The organism is Streptomyces sp. NPDC005866, assembly GCF_040629895.1.
Lineage (GTDB): Bacteria > Actinomycetota > Actinomycetes > Streptomycetales > Streptomycetaceae > Streptomyces.
Map to the genome: position 1 here is coordinate 184783 of NZ_JBEXWP010000007.1, position 15596 is coordinate 200378.

A 15596-nucleotide genomic window follows, 5' to 3' on the forward strand; every position below is an offset into this window, starting at 1 on the left:
CGAGCTCTGACGAGGAGTAAGAACCCGACATGACCAGTCAGTCCACCCTGCAGTCCGTGCCTGCCCTGGGGACGCACCCGGCCTCCGGCTCCGTTCCGAGCCGGGCCGAGACCAGGGAGCAGCTCTCCAAGGCGTCGTACGACCTTCTCGTGATCGGCGGCGGCATCCTGGGCATCTCCACCGCCTGGCACGCCGCGCAGTCCGGCCTCAGGGTGGCCCTGGTCGACGCCGGCGACTTCGCCGGCGCCACCTCCTCCGCCTCCTCCAAGCTCCTCCACGGCGGTCTGCGCTATCTGCAGACCGGCGCGGTGAAGCTGGTGGCGGAGAACCACTTCGAACGCCGCGCGGTCTCCCGTCAGGTGGCCCCCCACCTGGCGAACCCGCTCACGTTCTACCTCCCCGTGTACAAGGGCGGTCCGCACGGCGCGGCAAAGCTCGGGGCGGGCGTGTTCGCCTACTCCGCACTCTCCGCGTTCGGTGACGGTGTCGGCCACCTGCTCTCGCCCGCGCGGGCGCAACGGGACGTGCCGGAGCTGCGCACCGAGAACCTCAAGGCCGTGGCCGTGTACGGCGACGACCAGATGAACGACGCGCGCATGGCGCTGATGACGGTCCGCGCGGCCGTCGAGGCGGGCGCGGTCGTCCTCAACCACGCCCAGGTCACCGGCCTGCGCTTCACCAGGGGCCGGGTGACCGGCGCCGACCTGAAGGACGCGGTCTCCGGCGAGGAGTTCGGCGTCAACGCCCGCCTGGTGCTCAACGCGACCGGCCCCTGGATCGACCACCTGCGCCGGATGGAGGACCCGAACGCGGCCCCGTCCATCCGCCTTTCGAAGGGCGCGCACCTGGTCCTGAAGCGGACCGCCCCGTGGAAGGCCGCGCTGGCCACGCCGATCGACAAGTACCGGATCACCTTCGCCCTCCCCTGGGAGGACATGCTCCTGCTCGGTACGACCGACGAGGAGTACGAGGGCGACCCGGCGGACGTCGCCGTCACGGAGAAGGACATCGCCCAGATCCTGGACGAGGCCGCGTTCTCGGTCCGGGACCAGCAGCTCCAGCGCGATCTGATCACCTACGCCTTCGCGGGTCTGCGGGTGCTGCCGGGCGGTCCCGGCGACACCGCCAAGGCCAAGCGGGAGACCGTGGTGACCGAGGGCAGGGGCGGCATGCTGTCCGTCGCGGGCGGCAAGTGGACGACGTTCCGGCACATCGGCCGTACGGTGATGGAGAAGCTGGAGGCGCTGCCGGGCCACCCGCTGGGCGACGACTTCGAGCCGGTCTCCTCGCTGCCGAAGAAGCTGCCGCTGCCCGGTGTCGCCAACCCGCGCGCCGTCGCCCACCGCCTGCTGGTGGACAACCCGGCGCCCGGCCCGCGCATGGCCGCAGACACGGCCAAGCACCTGGCCACCCACTACGGTTCGCTGGCCTTCGACATAGCCCGGCTCGCCAACGAGCACCCGGAACTGGCCGAGCGCGTCCACCCGGACGCCCCGGAGATCTGGGCGCAGGTCGTCTGGGCCCGCGACCACGAGTGGGCCGAGACCACGGACGACGTGCTGCGCCGACGTACGACCCTGACGATCCGCGGCCTGGCCACGGACGACGTCAAGGCCAGGGTCCAGGACCTGCTCGACAAGCGGTAACCCGCCGCGAGGCGACGAGATACGGGCGGTGCGCCGGGTCCTCCCTGACCGGCCCGGCAGCCGCTGGAGCCCTGGCCCCGCCGTACCGGGGCCGGGTCTGCGAGGGGGCGGCTCCTCTCCCCTAGGGAGCCGCCCCTTTCGCGCGTCCGTTGTCAGTGCCGGGTGCTTCCATGGACGCATGAAGACCGATCAAGCCGATCCGGCCGAGCTGGCGGCCCTGCGCGAGGCGTTCGGCGTGGCCGACGGCGGCGCGTCGGCGCTCGGCTGGGAGGGGGTGCACGCGTTCGAGGCGAGACACGGGGTGGTGCTGCCGGAGCCGTACGGCAGGTTCGTGGCGGAGACCGCCGACGGCTCCTGCCAGGGGCCACCCGAGTACGGCCTGTGGGAGCTGGCGATGGCCGCCGAGTGCCATGCCGCTGTTCTCCTACCGGGGCGCGGGGCTCGCCACGATCGAGATGGAGCTGTCCGTGCTGCTGGTGACGGCCTCGCTGCGCGGACTGGTGGCGGGCGGAGTGGTGGTCGTCGACGCGGTCAACCCCGGTGAACTGGTCGACGCGCACCTCACCGGCGGACGCTCCCCGGCCCCGGCCAGTGCCCGGCCACGGTCTGACGGCGCTCTGACCAGGCCGCATAATGTGGCTGAGACATCCGATGTCTAAGCGACAAGGAGGCCGGTATGGCCGTCACCGATGAGGCGATCGAGAAGATCAAGGACATGATCGTCTCCGGTGCGCTGCGCCCCGGTGACCGGTTGCCGAAGGAGAGCGAACTCGCCGCCGAACTCGGCCTGTCCCGCAACTCGTTGCGGGAGGCGGTGCGGGCCCTGTCGCTGATCCGGATCCTGGACGTACGGCAGGGCGACGGCACCTATGTCACCAGTCTGGACCCGCAGTTGCTCTTGGAGGCGATGAGCTTCGTCGTCGACTTCCACCGGGACGACACGGTCCTGGAGTTCCTGGCGGTGCGCCGGATCCTGGAGCCGGCCGCGACGGCGATGGCGGCCGCCCGGATCAGCGAGCAGCAACTGGACGCGCTGGCCGCCCAGTTGGACGCGCTCGGGGCCGAGCCCTCGGTGGAGGAGCTGGTCGCCTGCGACCTGGAGTTCCACCGGGGCATCGTGCAGAGCTCCGGCAACTCGGTGCTCTGCTCACTGCTGGACGGGCTGTCCGGGCCGACCACCCGGGCCCGGATCTGGCGCGGACTGACCCAGGAGGACGCGGTCGCCCGGACCCTGCGCGAGCACCGGGCGATCCTGGCCGCGCTGCGCGACCGGGACGCGGAGGCGGCCCGCTCCTGGGCGACCGTGCACGTCGCGAGCGTGGAGCAGTGGCTGCGCAGCAGCCTGTGAAGCGCTTACTGCCCGTGGACGGTTCCTCCCCGCACAGGGGTGTTCGAGGGTGGCGAACGGGGCAGTGATCCGTTCACTCCCCCGTGCAAGGGGGCTGCGGGCGCCCCCGCCCGACGCCGTAAGGTTGGGGCGTACGCGAGGGCACGTCGGAAGGAGGCACTGGGTGATCGAGCTGGAGGGGGTTCCCGAGCTGATCGACCCAGTCATGGTGGCCGCGTTCGAAGGCTGGAACGATGCCGGCGACGCCGCCTCCACCGCGGTCGCGCATCTGGAGCGGGAGTGGAAGGGCGAGGTGTTCGCGGCACTCGACGCCGAGGACTACTACGACTTCCAGGTGAACCGCCCCACGGTGTGGATGGACGCCGGCGTGCGCAAGATCACATGGCCGACGACACGGCTGTCGGTGGTCCGGGTCGGCGGCGAGAAGCCGCGCGACCTGGTGCTGGTCCGAGGCATCGAGCCGTCCATGCGCTGGCGCTCGTTCTGCAACGAGTTGCTGGGCTTCGCCCATGAGCTGGGCGTCGAGCTGGTGGTCGTCCTGGGCGCCCTGCTCGGTGACACCCCGCACACGCGTCCGGTGCCGGTCAGCGGGGTCACGTCCGACTCGGACCTGGCCCAGCGGATGGACCTGGAGGAGACCAAGTACGAGGGTCCGACGGGCATCGTCGGCGTCCTCCAGGAGGCCTGCACCCACGCGGGTGTCCCGGCGGTCTCGCTCTGGGCGGCCGTCCCGCACTACGTCTCCCAGCCGCCCAACCCGAAGGCCACACTCGCCCTGCTGAACCGCCTGGAGGACCTGCTCGACCTGCGGATCCCGCTGGGCGAGCTGGCCGAGGACGCGCGTGCCTGGCAGGTCGGCGTGGACCAGCTGGCCGCCGAGGACAGCGAGGTCGCGGAGTATGTGCAGACGCTGGAGGAGGCCCGGGACACCGCAGAGCTGCCGGAGGCGTCGGGCGAGGCGATCGCGCGTGAGTTCGAGCGCTATCTGCGGCGCCGGGACGGGAACCCGCCCGGCGGCCACGCCACGGCGGACGGCACCGACAGCGCCTCGTACCTTCGGGACAACCCGAGCGGCAAGCCCCGGCCCCCGAGACCGCCGAAGCCCGACACGCCCGGGAACACCGAGCATTCCGCGGACACCGACGACTCCGCGGACTCCGGTGGGGACCCGGGTCCGGACGGCGAGGACACCTCCGAGGACTGAACGAGCACCGGACGAGGGCGGTACGCGCGACGCGTACCGCCCCGATTTCTTTGGCCTCAGGCATCGACCGCGGTGACGCAGTACGTCGTGTCGGGCGTCGGCGTGGTCGTGAAGCGTGCATTGGGCAGGTAGAGACGGCCGCGGTACGCGGCGACGGTGGTCGGGACGTCGAAGCCCGGGTCGCTGATCCGCCGCTGGAAGACCCCGCTGCGGCCGTCCGGGGCCGGCCGGAAGACGTCGATGGCGTTCTGCCGGTTCTGTACGGCGTACAGCGTGCGCCCGCGGACCAGCAGGCCGTCGCCGTTGGTGAGCGGGGCCGCGTCCCCGAGGTCGACGACCTGGGCGACCCCGGTGTCCGGGTCGACGCGGTGCAGCAGACCGACTCCGGCCTGGACGACGAGCAGCGCGGAGCCGTCGGGGGTGCGGGCGATGCCGTTGGCGTTGATGGCGCCGTCGGTCGTCTGGCTCCAGTCGCCGGTCAGAGGCAGCCGTACGACGTCCTCAGCGGCCGGCAGCGCGCCGTCGCGGCTCAGCGGGAGGCCGTAGAGCACCGGCTGGTAGGACTCGGTGAACCAGACGGCGCGCGGGGTCAGCACGAGGTCGTTGGCGAAGCTCGGGGTGGCGGTGGCGAGTGTTTAGGAGGCGAGGGTCTCGCCGCTGCGGGCGTCGACCACGCGGGCGCCGAAGCCGCACGCGGCGACGAACAGCCGTCCACGGCGTCGACTTTGAGGCCGACGGCGGGGGTGCCGGGGCCGGTGGAGATCACCTTGCCGGTACCGGTGCGCAGGTCTGCGCGGTAGATGGAGCCGTCGGCGAGGGAGCCGAGGTAGGCGTAGGGGGCGGCGCCGACGGCGATGCCTTCCGGCTGCCATCCGTTCGGGAGGGTGAGGGAGGTGGGGCGGGCGGTTGCGTCGGCGCGCGTGCCGATCGTCAGGGCGGCGAGGGTTGCGGCGCCGGCCGTGAGGAGCCGGCGTCGGCTCAAGGGGTGGGCCACGGGGGTGCGTTCCGCGTGGGGACCGGCCGGCAGTTGGCCGGTCCGACGGTCAACTGACCGTTGCAGCCCATCACATGGGTCGCACTGAGCACACCGACGTGGGTCGATCCACAGGGTTTCGACAGTTGCACGGTGCCCGTTGTGGGGCGCCTGGCCGGCACCCGCGCCCCCGAAAGACAGGGGCGCGGGTGCCGTCGTATCTCAGAGGGCAACGCCCAGCAGCGCGTCCACCGCTCGCGATACGACCCCGGGCGCGCCCGTGTCCGTGCCGCCCTCCGCCTGCTGGAGAGCTGCCCAGCGGTCCACCGCGGCCAGCGCCGCCGGGGCGTCCAGGTCGTTGGACAGGGCCTCGCGGATCTCCTCGACGAGTGCGTCGGCGGACGGGCCGTCCGGTCGTGAGACCGCCGCGCGCCAGCGGTCGAGGCGGGCCTCGGCATCCACCAGGACCTGGTCGGTCCACTCCCAGTCGGAGCGGTAGTGGTGGGAGAGCAGCGTGAGGCGGATGGCGGCCGGGTCGACGCCGTCGCGGCGCAGTTGGGAGACGAAGACCAGGTTGCCCTTGGACTTGGACATCTTCTCGCCGTGGAGGCCGACCATGCCGGCGTGGGCGTACGCCTTGGCCATCGGGAACTCGCCGGTGAGCACCTGGGCGTGGGAGGCGCCCATCTCGTGGTGCGGGAAGGCGAGGTCGGAGCCGCCGCCCTGGACGTCGAAGGTCATGCCGAGGTGGTCGAGGGCGATGGCCACGCACTCGATGTGCCAGCCCGGCCGGCCGCGGCCCAGGGAGCCGCCGTCCCAGCTGGGTTCACCCTCGCGGGCGGCCATCCACAGAATCGGGTCGAGGGGGTTCTTCTTGCCGGGGCGGTCGGGGTCGCCGCCGCGCTCGGCGGCCAGCAGCCGCATGGCGGCGGCATCGAGGTTCGAGACCTTGCCGAAGTGGGGGTCGGACTCGACGGAGAAGTAGATGTCGCCTTCGAGTTCGTAGGCGGCGCCGAGGTCGCGCAGCCGCTCTACCAGCGGCACGATGCCGGGTATCGCCTCGACCGCGCCGATGTAGTGCTGCGGTGGCAGCATCCGCAGGGCGGTCATGTCCTCGCGGAAGAGGGTCGTCTCCTTCTCGGCGAGGGCGACCCAGTCGACGCCGTCACGCTCCGCGCGCTCCAGGAGCGGGTCATCGACGTCCGTCACATTCTGGACGTAATGCACCTGCCGCTTGGTGTCGAGCCACACGCGCTGCACCAGGTCGAACGCGTTGTAGGTCGCCGCGTGCCCCATGTGGGTCGCGTCGTACGGCGTGATGCCGCAGACGTAGATACGGGCGACGGGGCCGGGGTCGAGGGTGACCGGACCGCCGGTCGCGGTGTCGTGGATCCTCAGGTCGCGGCCCTGACCAGGCAGGGCGGGGACCTCGGAAGCGGGCCAGGCATGCATGTACATGAGCGTAACCGGACCCGAGTTCGGTATACGAACCGGACCGGGCCAGATGGCCGGGAAGGCACCCTTGATCTTGCGTCCGCGATGTGCTGCGGGGTGGTTACACGGGTGGCCAGGGGATGGCCGGCCACTCGCCGCTCGGTTCAGGGTGCTTTCCGGCGGTGAGGAGTGCGTCGACACGTGCGCGCGTGGCGTCGAGTTCGGCGGCGGTGATCAGCTCGGCCAGCGAGGCCCCCAGGCCCCCGCCGAGGGCCTCACGGAGCCCCTCGAGGGCCCCGACGGCCTCGCCGGTGAGCGGCTCCCCAGCCCAGCCCCACAGCAGGGTGCGCAGCTTGTTGTCGACGTTGAAGGTGACCCCGTGGTCGATGCCGTACAGCCGCCCGTCGGCGGTGGGCAGCAGATGGCCGCCCTTGCGATCGGCGTTGTTGATCACGGCGTCCAAAACGGCGAACCGGCGCAGCCGTTCGTCGTCGGCGTGCACCAGCAGCGCTGTCTTGCCGTCGCCGACCTCGGCGAACCCGATCGCCTTCCAGCCGGGTTCCGGCTCCTCCGCGTCCACCAGGGCGAGCAGGTCGGCGCCCTCGGGGTCGACGTCGATCCACAGCTGGCACATGCCCTCGCCGTAAGGCCCGTCGCGCAGCACGGTGGGCGGGACCAGGTCCCAGCCGGTGGCCGCGGCGACCTCGTAGGCGGCGACCTCGCGCTGGGCGAGGGTGCCGTCGGGGAAGTCCCACAGCGGGCGTTCACCGGCGACCGGCTTGTAGACGCAGGATGCCTCCTCGCCGTCGTGCGCGACCGTGCAGAACAGTGCCGCGTTGGAGGCGTCGCGGATGCGGCCGCGTACCTTCAGCTCACCGTGGGTGAGCAGTTCGGCGGCGGTCACGCTCCGCGGCGGTATCCGTTCTGGCGCGGACATACGTGTCCTTCCGGGTCGAGCGGGAGGCTGCACAGCGGGCACGGCGGCCGCCCGGCGTTGACGACGTCGAGGGCGCGCTTGGCGAAGGCCCGGGCCTGCGCGCCGCTCAGCCGGACCCGCAGCATCGGGGGCCCGTTCTCCTCGTCCTGGAGGAGCCGCTCCTCGGCCTCGGCGAGGTCCTCCTCGGAGTCGGCGTCCAGTTCCACGAGTGCCTGCGCCTCGACGATCATGCGCTCTTCCTCGCCGTCCCAGGCGAGCGCCATCGTGCCGACGCGGAACTCCTCCTCGATGGGGGTGTCCAGCGGGCCGCTGTCCGCGACCTCGGTGGGTGCGACGGCGGGAACGGCCGCGTTGCCGCCGCTGCGCCGTACGACCTCGTCGAGGAGTTCGTCCATGCGTTCGGCGAGCGCGGCGACCTGTGTCTTCTCCAGGGCCACGCTGGTCGTCCGGGGGCCGGCCGTGGCCTGGAGGAAGAACGTACGGCGTCCGGGCAGTCCGACGGTGCCCGCGACGAAGCGGTCCGGCGGATCGTAGAGGAACACCTGACGGGACACGTCCTGTCTCCATGGGAATCGAGAGTGCTTGGGATCGGAAGGGCGACGGACCGTGGCGGGCGTCGGTCGGCGACTACGTGGATCGCTTCACCCTACTGCGGCCGACGATCACGGCGCGCCGGCACCGCCACCGACCGGGGCTTCCTCCCCCGGAGGTTCCTCGCGGGGTGCAAGGGAGGCGAAATCCCCGGTGTCCCCGAGACGAACGAGAAAAGGCCGGAGACGGGTGTAACGGATCGCGGTGATGGAACACGGTTCGACGGAGATCCGCTGGAAGAGGTCGAGATGCAGTCCGAGCGCGTCCGCGACGAGCGACTTGATGATGTCGCCGTGCGAGCACATCAGGTAGACGGCGTCGGCGCCGTGGTCGCGCTCCACGCGCGCGTTCCACTCGCGTACGGCCTCGGCGGCGCGGGTCTGCATGGCCCGCATGGACTCCCCGCCCGGGAAGGCGGCCGCCGACGGGTGCGCCTGCACCACCTCCATCAGCGGCTCGTCCTTGAGCTCGGCGAGCTTGCGGCCGGACCAGTCTCCGTAGTGCGCCTCCCCGATCCGCTCGTCGGTGTGGGCGGTGAGTTCGGGGCGGGCGTCCAGCAGCGGGCGGACCGTCTCCTGGCAGCGCTGCAGGGGGCTGGTGACGACCTCCGAGATCGGCAGCCCGGCGAGCCGGCCGGGCAGCGCGGCGGCCTGTGCGGCTCCGCGCTCGTCGAGGGCGACGCCGGGCGTCCAGCCGGCGAGCAGCCCGGAGGTGTTGGCGGTGGACCGTCCGTGCCTTACGAGGATCAGCGTGGGCATGCCGCCCAGGGTAGGCGCATGCCGGAATGCGATGCGGGCCGGGCGACGGGAGAATACTCTCCGTGATCGTCGACTGTGCCATCTACCGGGACGGGGAGCGGACGGAGACCCCCCAGGACTTCTCCGACGCCCTCGCCGAGGCACGCGCGCGTGGCGACAGTTTTCTGTGGATCGGCCTGTACGAGCCGACGGAGCGCGAGTTCGGCCTGGTCACCGAGGAGTTCGGGCTGCATCCGCTGGCCGTCGAGGACGCCCTGACCGCCCACCAGCGGCCCAAGCTGGAGGTGTACGACGACTCGCTGTTCGTCGTCCTGAAGCCGGTGGTGTATGAGCCGGAGAGCGACACGGTGACCTCGGGCGAGCTGATGATCTTCATCGGGGACTCCTTCGTGGTCACCGTGCGCCACGGGACCCTCTCGCCGCTCGGGGACATCCGGCGGCATCTCGAAGAGCAGCACGAGTTGCTGAAGCACGGGCCGACGGGGGTGCTGTACTCGATCTCCGACGCGGTCGTCGACAACTATCTGGAGGTCGCTACCGAGCTGCAGACCGACCTGGAGGAGCTGGAGGCGGAGGTGTTCTCACCGAGGGGCGGCGGCTCCCGGCACACCGCGTCGCGGATCTACACCTTCAAGCGGCAGATCCTGGAGTTCCGCCGGGCGACCGCGCCTCTGACCGTGCCCATGAACAAGCTGGCGGGAACGGGCCCCTCCGGCAGTGGCCTCACGGTGCCCTTCGTCCACGAGGACGCCCGGCCGTTCTTCCGGGACGTCAGCGACCATCTCACGCGGGTGAACGAGAGTGTGGAGGCCCTGGACCGGCTGGTGTCCGACGTCCTCAGCGCCCATCTCGCACAGATGAGCGTGCGGCAGAACGACGACATGCGGAAGATCTCCGCATGGGCGGCCATGGCCGCGGTCCCCACGATGATCGCGGGAATCTACGGCATGAACTTCGACCACATGCCCGAGCTGCACTGGGTCTGGTCGTACCCGGCGGTGATCCTGATCATGGCCGCCCTGGAGATGGTGCTGTACCGGCAGTTCAAGCGCCGCGGCTGGATGTGAGAGGTTCGCGGCGGCCGGGCTGCCGCCCCGCTGCCGCCCCGCTGCTCAGGCGAACTCCGGGGCCGGGGTCGCGGGGCCGCCCAGGGCGTTCCTGCGCTCCGGCATCCGCAGCGAGACCATCCGGCGCCGGCCGACGGCGCACTCGTAGGCGTAGACGGCGCGGATGCCGAACGCGAGGAGCGCGGACCTGCCCTTCGACCAGCCGAGGATGCGGCCCATGTGGGCCATGACGGCGAGGCTGACGTCCCGGTAGATCCGGATCTCGGCGGACGCGCACTCGCGCAGGCTGCGCTGGATGGCGCGGCCGTGCCCGGCGGCGGCGAACCGCAGCAGTTCCTCGTGGCAGTAGGCGAGGTGGTTGTCCTCGTCGTCGGAGATCATCCGCACCGCCCGGCCGACGTCCGGGTGGTCGGCGAAGTGCCTGCGCAACAGCGCCATCTGCTCGGAGGCGCGCTGCTCGGTGACCCTGCTGTGGGCGAGGTAGGTGACGATGTCCCGCACGGTGAGCGGCCGGTCGGCCCTGAGCCTGTCGTGGGCCAGCCCGATGCCGTGCCGTTCCAGGAGCATCGTGTAGTCGGTGTCGGGCGGGACCGGGACGGGGGTGAGCCCGCGCTTCTTCATGAGGGCGTTGAAGATGCGCCCGTGCTTGTCCTCGTCCGCGCCATGGCGGGTGATCTTGCGGGCGAAGTCGCGTTCGCTCCGCGGTACCAGTGCGGCGATGCGCGCGTTCTCCCAGCCGCCCTGCGACTCCCCGCTGGCCGCGATGGAGCAGAAGAGCCGGAAGGACTCGTCGTTGTCGAGGATCTCCAGGAACAGACTCTTGGCCGAAAGCATCGTGGGCACCTCTCCGGAGGACTCACCAGACCCGTAAAGAACGAGTCAAATGCCGCATCGAGATCGCTGCAACAGCTGTGCGGGTGAACTCGGCCGAGAGGCGCAGCACCGGGGTCACGCCGGGGGCGTAACCGCGCGGGCGCGGGCGCGTTGTTCTGCGTGACGGCCGTGGCGGGGAAGACCCCCGAGCCCCCACCACGGCCGCGGACTTTCCTCTCGCCGAGGCGCTCACGCGAGCCCGGCGCGCTCCACGGCCTCGGCGCCGGCCCGGAGCGACGCGAGCCGCTCGTCCAGGGCGAACCCGGCGGGCGCGAGGGACAGCGTGGTGACCCCGGCGGCCGCGTAGGCCTTCATCCGGTCGGCGATCCGGTCCACGGACCCCAGCAGCGTGGTCTTGTCGATCAGGTCGTGCGGAACGGCGGCCGCGGCCCCGTTCTTGTCCCCGGACAGGTACTTGTCCTGGATCTCGGCGGCCTCCTGCTCGTACCCCATGCGCTGGGCGAGCTGGTTGTAGAAGTTCTGCTTGCGGCTGCCCATACCGCCGACGTACAGCGCGGTGTAGGGCCGGAAGGTGTCGGCGAGCGAGGCCACGTCCTTGTCGTCGCCGACGGCGAGCGGCAGCGTCGGGCAGATGTCGAACCCGTCGAGGGTCCGGCCCGCCTTCTCCCGCCCCGCGCGCAGGTACTTGACGGCCGTCTCCTCCAGGTGCTCGGCCGAGGGGAAGATCAGCAGGGCGCCGTCGGCGATCTCGCCGGTCTGCCCCAGGTTCTTCGGCCCGATCGCGGCGATGTAGACCGGGATGTGCTCGCGCTCGGGGTGCACGGTCAGCTTGATCGGCTTGCCGGGACCGCCCGGCAGCGGCAGGGTCCAGTGCTCGCCCTCGTACGACAGCCGCTCGCGGCTCATCGCCCTGCGCACGATCTCCACGTACTCACGGGTGCGGGAGAGCGGCTTGTCGAACTTGACGCCGTACCAGCCCTCGGAGACCTGCGGTCCCGAGACGCCGAGGCCGAGCCGGAAGCGGCCGCCGGAGAGGGAGTCCAGGGTCGCGGCGGTCATCGCGGTCATCGTGGGCTGCCGGGCCGGGATCTGGAAGATGGCCGAGCCGACGTCGATGCGCTCGGTCTGGGCGGCGACCCAGCTGAGCACGGTGGCGGCGTCGGAGCCGTAGGCCTCGGCGGCCCAGCAGACGGCGTAGCCGAGCCGCTCGGCCTCCTGCGCCACGGCCAGGTTGTCCCCGTCCATCCCGGCTCCCCAGTAGCCGAGGTTGATCCCGAGCTTCATGGCCGATCCCCTTACCGATCAGTAACGTCGCTGTTGGAGAGACCATAGCGTGGGGATTTTCGGTGCGGGGGATCCGGGGATCGGTCAGTGCGACCGCGATCAGCGGCGGCTGGTCGCGCCCACGCGGCGCCGGCCGCGGATCGGCCCGGCCGCGCGCCCCTGCCGACCGGTCGAGCCCAGCCCCCTCCAACACGCCTTCTTCCTGGGAAATCGGTTATCCACAGGCAACCCAACGCACCAACTCCGGCCAGTAATCTCGCGGGCATGGAGCAGAGGCATCTCGGCCGTACCGGCCTGCGCGTGTCCCGGATCGGACTCGGCACCCTCACCTGGGGCCGGGACGTCGACGAGCACGACGCCGCGGACATGCTGAAGGCATTCTGGGAGGCCGGCGGAACCCTCGTCGACACCGCGGACGTGTACGGCGACGGAGAGGCCGAGTATCTGCTCGGACAGCTCATAGAAGGGCTGGTGCCACGCCGGGACCTGGTCATCTCGACGAAGGCGGGCAGCGTCCCCGACCCGGACCGCCGTTTCGACGGCTCGCGCGGCCATCTGCTCGCCGCGCTCGACGCCTCCCTGGCCCGCCTCGGCACCGACTACGTCGACGTCTGGCACGTGCACGCCTACGACCCGGGCACCCCGCTGGAGGAGACCCTCCAGGCGCTCGACCTGGCCGTCAGCAGCGGCCGCGCCCGGTACGCCGGCATCTCCAACTTCTGCGGCTGGCAGCTCGCGAAGGCGGCGACCTGGCAGCTCGCGGCGCCGGGCACCCGCACCCGGCTGGCCAGCACACAGCTGGAGTACTCGCTGCTCCAGCGGGGCGTGGAGCGTGAGGTGCTGCCGGCCGCGCTGGACCTGGGCATCGGCCTGCTGCCGTCCTCCCCGCTGGGCCGGGGCGTGCTGACCGCGAAGTACCGCCACTCCACTCCCCCGGACTCGCGGGGCGCCTCGGAGCATCTGGCGCCGTTCGTCGCGCCGTATCTCGACGACACCGCGACCCGGATCGTGGACGCCGTGCAGACGGCAGCGGACGGGCTCGCGGTGACACCGCTCCAAGTGGCGCTCGCCTGGGTGCGGGACCGGCCGGGCGTGGCCGCGCCGATCGTGGGCGCGCGCAACGCGCAGCAGCTCACGGCCGCATTGTCAGTGGAGGCGCTTAGTCTTCCTGACGAGATCTGCCGGGCGCTCGACGACGTGTCGGCGCCCGTGCACCGCTATCCCGATCACGACTGGAGCACGCTGTGAGCACGGAGCCGGAGACCACGGGGCCGGGCGAGGGACCCGACGCCGACGAGGGCGCGACGGCCGGGGGTACGGCTGCGGAAGCCGGCGGGACCCGTGAGGCCACCGCGGCAGGAACCGCTGAGGCCGCCGAGGCCGGGGCCGCCGAGGCCGGGGCCGCCGAGGCCGGGGCCGCCGGTGCGGCCGCCGGCGGCGAAGGCGCGGCGCAGCAGTCCGAGGCCGAGGCCGAGCTGGCCGCTCAGCGGATCGAGCGGGAGCGGATCGAGCGCCGGAAGGCGGAGAAGGCTCCCATCGAGAGCGGGGCCAGGCTCAGCGGCAAGGCGGCCGACCTGCTCGCGGCGATCCGGGCGGTGGAGGGCGGGGAGAAGCCGGCGGCCACCGTGTTCGCCGGCCCTGAGCCCGCCCCGCGCCGGGCGCCCGCCCCGGAGCCCGTCCGCAGGCCCCAGCCGGCGCCTGCCATCACCGCCCCCGCCTCGGAGACGGTCGCGACGGTACGGGGTGTGCTGACCGAGGGGGGTGCGCCCGAGTCGCTCGCCCCCCAGGTCGCCGCCGCCCTCGGTGAGGGAGCGGCCACGCTGCTGCGGGAGGACCCCTGGCAGCTGCTCCGGGTCGGCGGCGTACGGCCGGACCAGGCGGACGGGTTCGCGCGTGCGCTGCTGGGCGCGGAGTGCGGTCCGGACGACGAGCGGCGCGGCCGGGCGGTGACCGGCTGGCTCCTGGAGCAGGCCGCCCTGGCCGGGCACACCGCGCTGGAGATGCCGGCGCTCACCGCCGCGCTGGCCCAGCGGGCGGTGCCCGACCCGGAGGCGGCCGTGCGGAGCGCGATCGCGGAGGGTGAGGCGCTGGTCTTCCAGGACGCCCTGGATCCGGACGCCCCCGAGCCCGAGGACGACGAGGAGGAGCGGCCGGTCCGGGTCCTGGTCGGTCTGGAGCGGTACGCGCTGGCCGAGGAGAGCCTCGCCGACGGACTGGCCCGACTGGTCAACTCGCTGTCCAAGGACGCCTCGCAGCCCTGGGAGGCGGTCGCTGCGGCGGCTTCCGGCGGCGCGGCCGAGCTGGCAGCGGCGGTCGCCGGACACGGCCTGGTGCTGCACACGGGCGGCGAGACGGCCCGCGCCGAACCGGCGGCCCTGCTGACCGCCGCCCGGAGGGCCGGACTGCGTGCCTTCGCCGCCACCCACACCCCGGAGGGACACCGCCGCCTGACGGCCCTGCTGGAGGACGGCGAGGCAGCCGTCGGCACGGTCGCCGGTCTCCTCTCCGGCGTCGAGGGGCCGGGCAGGGACACGGACGGTGCACTGGACCTCGATCTGCTGATCGTGCTGGACGCGCCCCAGCTGGACGTGGAGGGCGCGGCGATGCTCGTGGAGGCGCTGCCCGACGGGGCCCGGCTGGTGCTCAGCGGGGATCCGGCGGTGCTGTGGTCGGCGGGCCCCGGGCGGGTCTTCGCCGACCTGCTGGCGGCCCGTGTGTGCCCGCACATCGCCTCGCGCACGCCCGACCCCGGCCCGCTCGGCGAACTGCTCTCCGGGATCGGCGCCGGCGAGCTCAGCCAGATCGAGGCGCCGGGCAAGGAGGTCGTGATCGTGCCGGTGCGGGACGCGGGCGAGGCGGTGCACCGGACGGTGCAGCTGGTCGCCGACTCCGTCCCGCGCGCCATCGGCGTCCCCGCCGAGCAGACCGTGGTGATCACCCCGGGCCATGGCGGAGCGGCGGGCACCCGCGCCCTCAACACCGTCCTCAAGGAACGGCTCAATCCGGGCCCCGGCCGCTTCGGCGGCTTCGACCCGGGTGACCGCATCGCGTACTCCCCCGCGCCGGGTCGTACGGTCCCGGGCCAGGTGGTGAAGGCCGAAGCCGACGGGCTGCACCTGTCGTGCGCGGGCGAGCCCGTGGTCGTACCGCAGGAGCGGGTGGAGCAGGCCGTACGCCACGGCTGGGCCCTGACCGCCCACCAGGCGGCCGGCAGCCGCTGGCCGGCGGCGGTGGTGGTCCTCCCCGGGGACGCGGCCCAGTCCCTCAACCGCCCCTGGGTGTACACGGCGTTCAGCCGGGCGGAGCGCCATCTGTCGGTGGTGCACGGCGTGGAACAGGCCCTGCCGAAGGCGGTGGCCGAGACTCTGCCGAAGCCCCGGACAACCCGCCTGCCGCTGCTGCTCAAGACACAGGTACCGGCGACGCCTGAAGCCTGACCCGGCGCTTCCCCTCTTTCCGCGGTGCTTCACCCGCCGCGACGGCGATCGGCCACCACAGTGGTGGCCGGCGGTGACCGGCG

14 protein-coding genes and 2 pseudogenes are annotated in these 15596 nt (G+C 72.4%); 8 read left to right on the top strand and 8 right to left on the bottom strand.

The genetic code is table 11. The features are described 5' to 3' along the window. Positions 1-29 precede the first annotated feature (29 nt). The 5 genes and pseudogenes from ABZ396_RS13285 to ABZ396_RS13305 all read left to right on the top strand — a co-directional run bounded on the left by ABZ396_RS13285 (position 30) and on the right by ABZ396_RS13305 (position 4198). Complete coding sequence (locus tag ABZ396_RS13285; RefSeq protein WP_358915364.1) at positions 30-1646, top strand: glycerol-3-phosphate dehydrogenase/oxidase; 1617 nt, start codon at positions 30-32, stop codon at positions 1644-1646. 178 nt (positions 1647-1824) lie between these two features. Beyond that, positions 1825-2040: pseudogene (locus ABZ396_RS13290) on the top strand (SMI1/KNR4 family protein); the annotation flags it as partial. A 16-nt stretch (positions 2041-2056) separates the two neighbouring features. Beyond that, positions 2057-2218, top strand: a pseudogene (locus ABZ396_RS13295) (purine-nucleoside phosphorylase); the annotation flags it as partial. Positions 2219-2322: 104 nt separating this feature from the next. Next, entirely contained in the window at positions 2323-2994 is a 672-nt protein-coding gene (locus ABZ396_RS13300) for a FadR/GntR family transcriptional regulator (RefSeq protein ID WP_358915366.1), read from the top strand. A 163-nt stretch (positions 2995-3157) separates the two neighbouring features. Next, positions 3158-4198, top strand: a complete 1041-nt coding sequence (locus ABZ396_RS13305) for a PAC2 family protein (protein WP_358915368.1) — start codon at positions 3158-3160, stop codon at positions 4196-4198. Between the two features lie 56 nt (positions 4199-4254). Here the strand turns inward: ABZ396_RS13305 and ABZ396_RS13310 are convergent, their stop codons facing one another. The 6 genes from ABZ396_RS13310 to ABZ396_RS13335 all read right to left on the bottom strand — a co-directional run bounded on the left by ABZ396_RS13310 (position 4255) and on the right by ABZ396_RS13335 (position 8891). After that, positions 4255-4794, bottom strand: coding sequence for a hypothetical protein (locus ABZ396_RS13310; RefSeq protein ID WP_358915370.1), 540 nt, complete (start codon positions 4792-4794; stop codon positions 4255-4257). Continuing rightward, entirely contained in the window at positions 4788-5192 is a 405-nt protein-coding gene (locus ABZ396_RS13315; protein ID WP_358915372.1) for a hypothetical protein, read from the bottom strand. Before ABZ396_RS13315 ends, ABZ396_RS13310 begins: the two co-directional genes overlap by 7 nt. Positions 5193-5393: 201 nt before the next feature. Beyond that, entirely contained in the window at positions 5394-6623 is a 1230-nt protein-coding gene (gene mshC / locus ABZ396_RS13320) for a cysteine--1-D-myo-inosityl 2-amino-2-deoxy-alpha-D-glucopyranoside ligase (RefSeq protein WP_358915374.1), read from the bottom strand. 103 nt (positions 6624-6726) lie between these two features. After that, positions 6727-7542, bottom strand: coding sequence for an SCO1664 family protein (locus ABZ396_RS13325; protein ID WP_358915376.1), 816 nt, complete (start codon positions 7540-7542; stop codon positions 6727-6729). Then, entirely contained in the window at positions 7506-8096 is a 591-nt protein-coding gene (locus ABZ396_RS13330) for a DUF3090 domain-containing protein (protein WP_358915378.1), read from the bottom strand. Before ABZ396_RS13330 ends, ABZ396_RS13325 begins: the two co-directional genes overlap by 37 nt. Positions 8097-8204: 108 nt before the next feature. After that, positions 8205-8891: a histidine phosphatase family protein gene (locus tag ABZ396_RS13335; RefSeq protein WP_358915380.1), complete on the bottom strand. Its 687-nt coding sequence runs from the start codon at positions 8889-8891 to the stop codon at positions 8205-8207. Positions 8892-8953: 62 nt separating this feature from the next. On the opposite strand from ABZ396_RS13335, the gene corA reads away from it, so the two are divergent. Then, positions 8954-9958: a magnesium/cobalt transporter CorA gene (gene corA, locus ABZ396_RS13340; protein WP_358915382.1), complete on the top strand. Its 1005-nt coding sequence runs from the start codon at positions 8954-8956 to the stop codon at positions 9956-9958. A gap of 45 nt (positions 9959-10003) precedes the next feature. Here the strand turns inward: corA and ABZ396_RS13345 are convergent, their stop codons facing one another. Beyond that, positions 10004-10792 (bottom strand): ferritin-like domain-containing protein, encoded by a 789-nt coding sequence (locus ABZ396_RS13345; protein ID WP_358915384.1) that lies wholly within the window; start codon positions 10790-10792, stop codon positions 10004-10006. A 228-nt stretch (positions 10793-11020) separates the two neighbouring features. Continuing rightward, positions 11021-12076, bottom strand: coding sequence for an LLM class F420-dependent oxidoreductase (locus ABZ396_RS13350; RefSeq protein ID WP_358915386.1), 1056 nt, complete (start codon positions 12074-12076; stop codon positions 11021-11023). A gap of 264 nt (positions 12077-12340) precedes the next feature. Here ABZ396_RS13350 and ABZ396_RS13355 point away from each other — a divergent pair, with 264 nt between their 5' ends. Then, the gene (locus tag ABZ396_RS13355; RefSeq protein WP_358915388.1) at positions 12341-13324 is read left to right on the top strand and encodes an aldo/keto reductase; all 984 of its coding nucleotides are present in this window, start codon (positions 12341-12343) and stop codon (positions 13322-13324) included. Next, on the top strand, positions 13321-15513 hold the full coding sequence (locus ABZ396_RS13360) for a helix-hairpin-helix domain-containing protein (protein ID WP_358915390.1): 2193 nt from the start codon (positions 13321-13323) through the stop codon (positions 15511-15513). The genes ABZ396_RS13355 and ABZ396_RS13360 overlap by 4 nt, the downstream gene beginning before the upstream one ends. Positions 15514-15596: the final 83 nt, after the last annotated feature.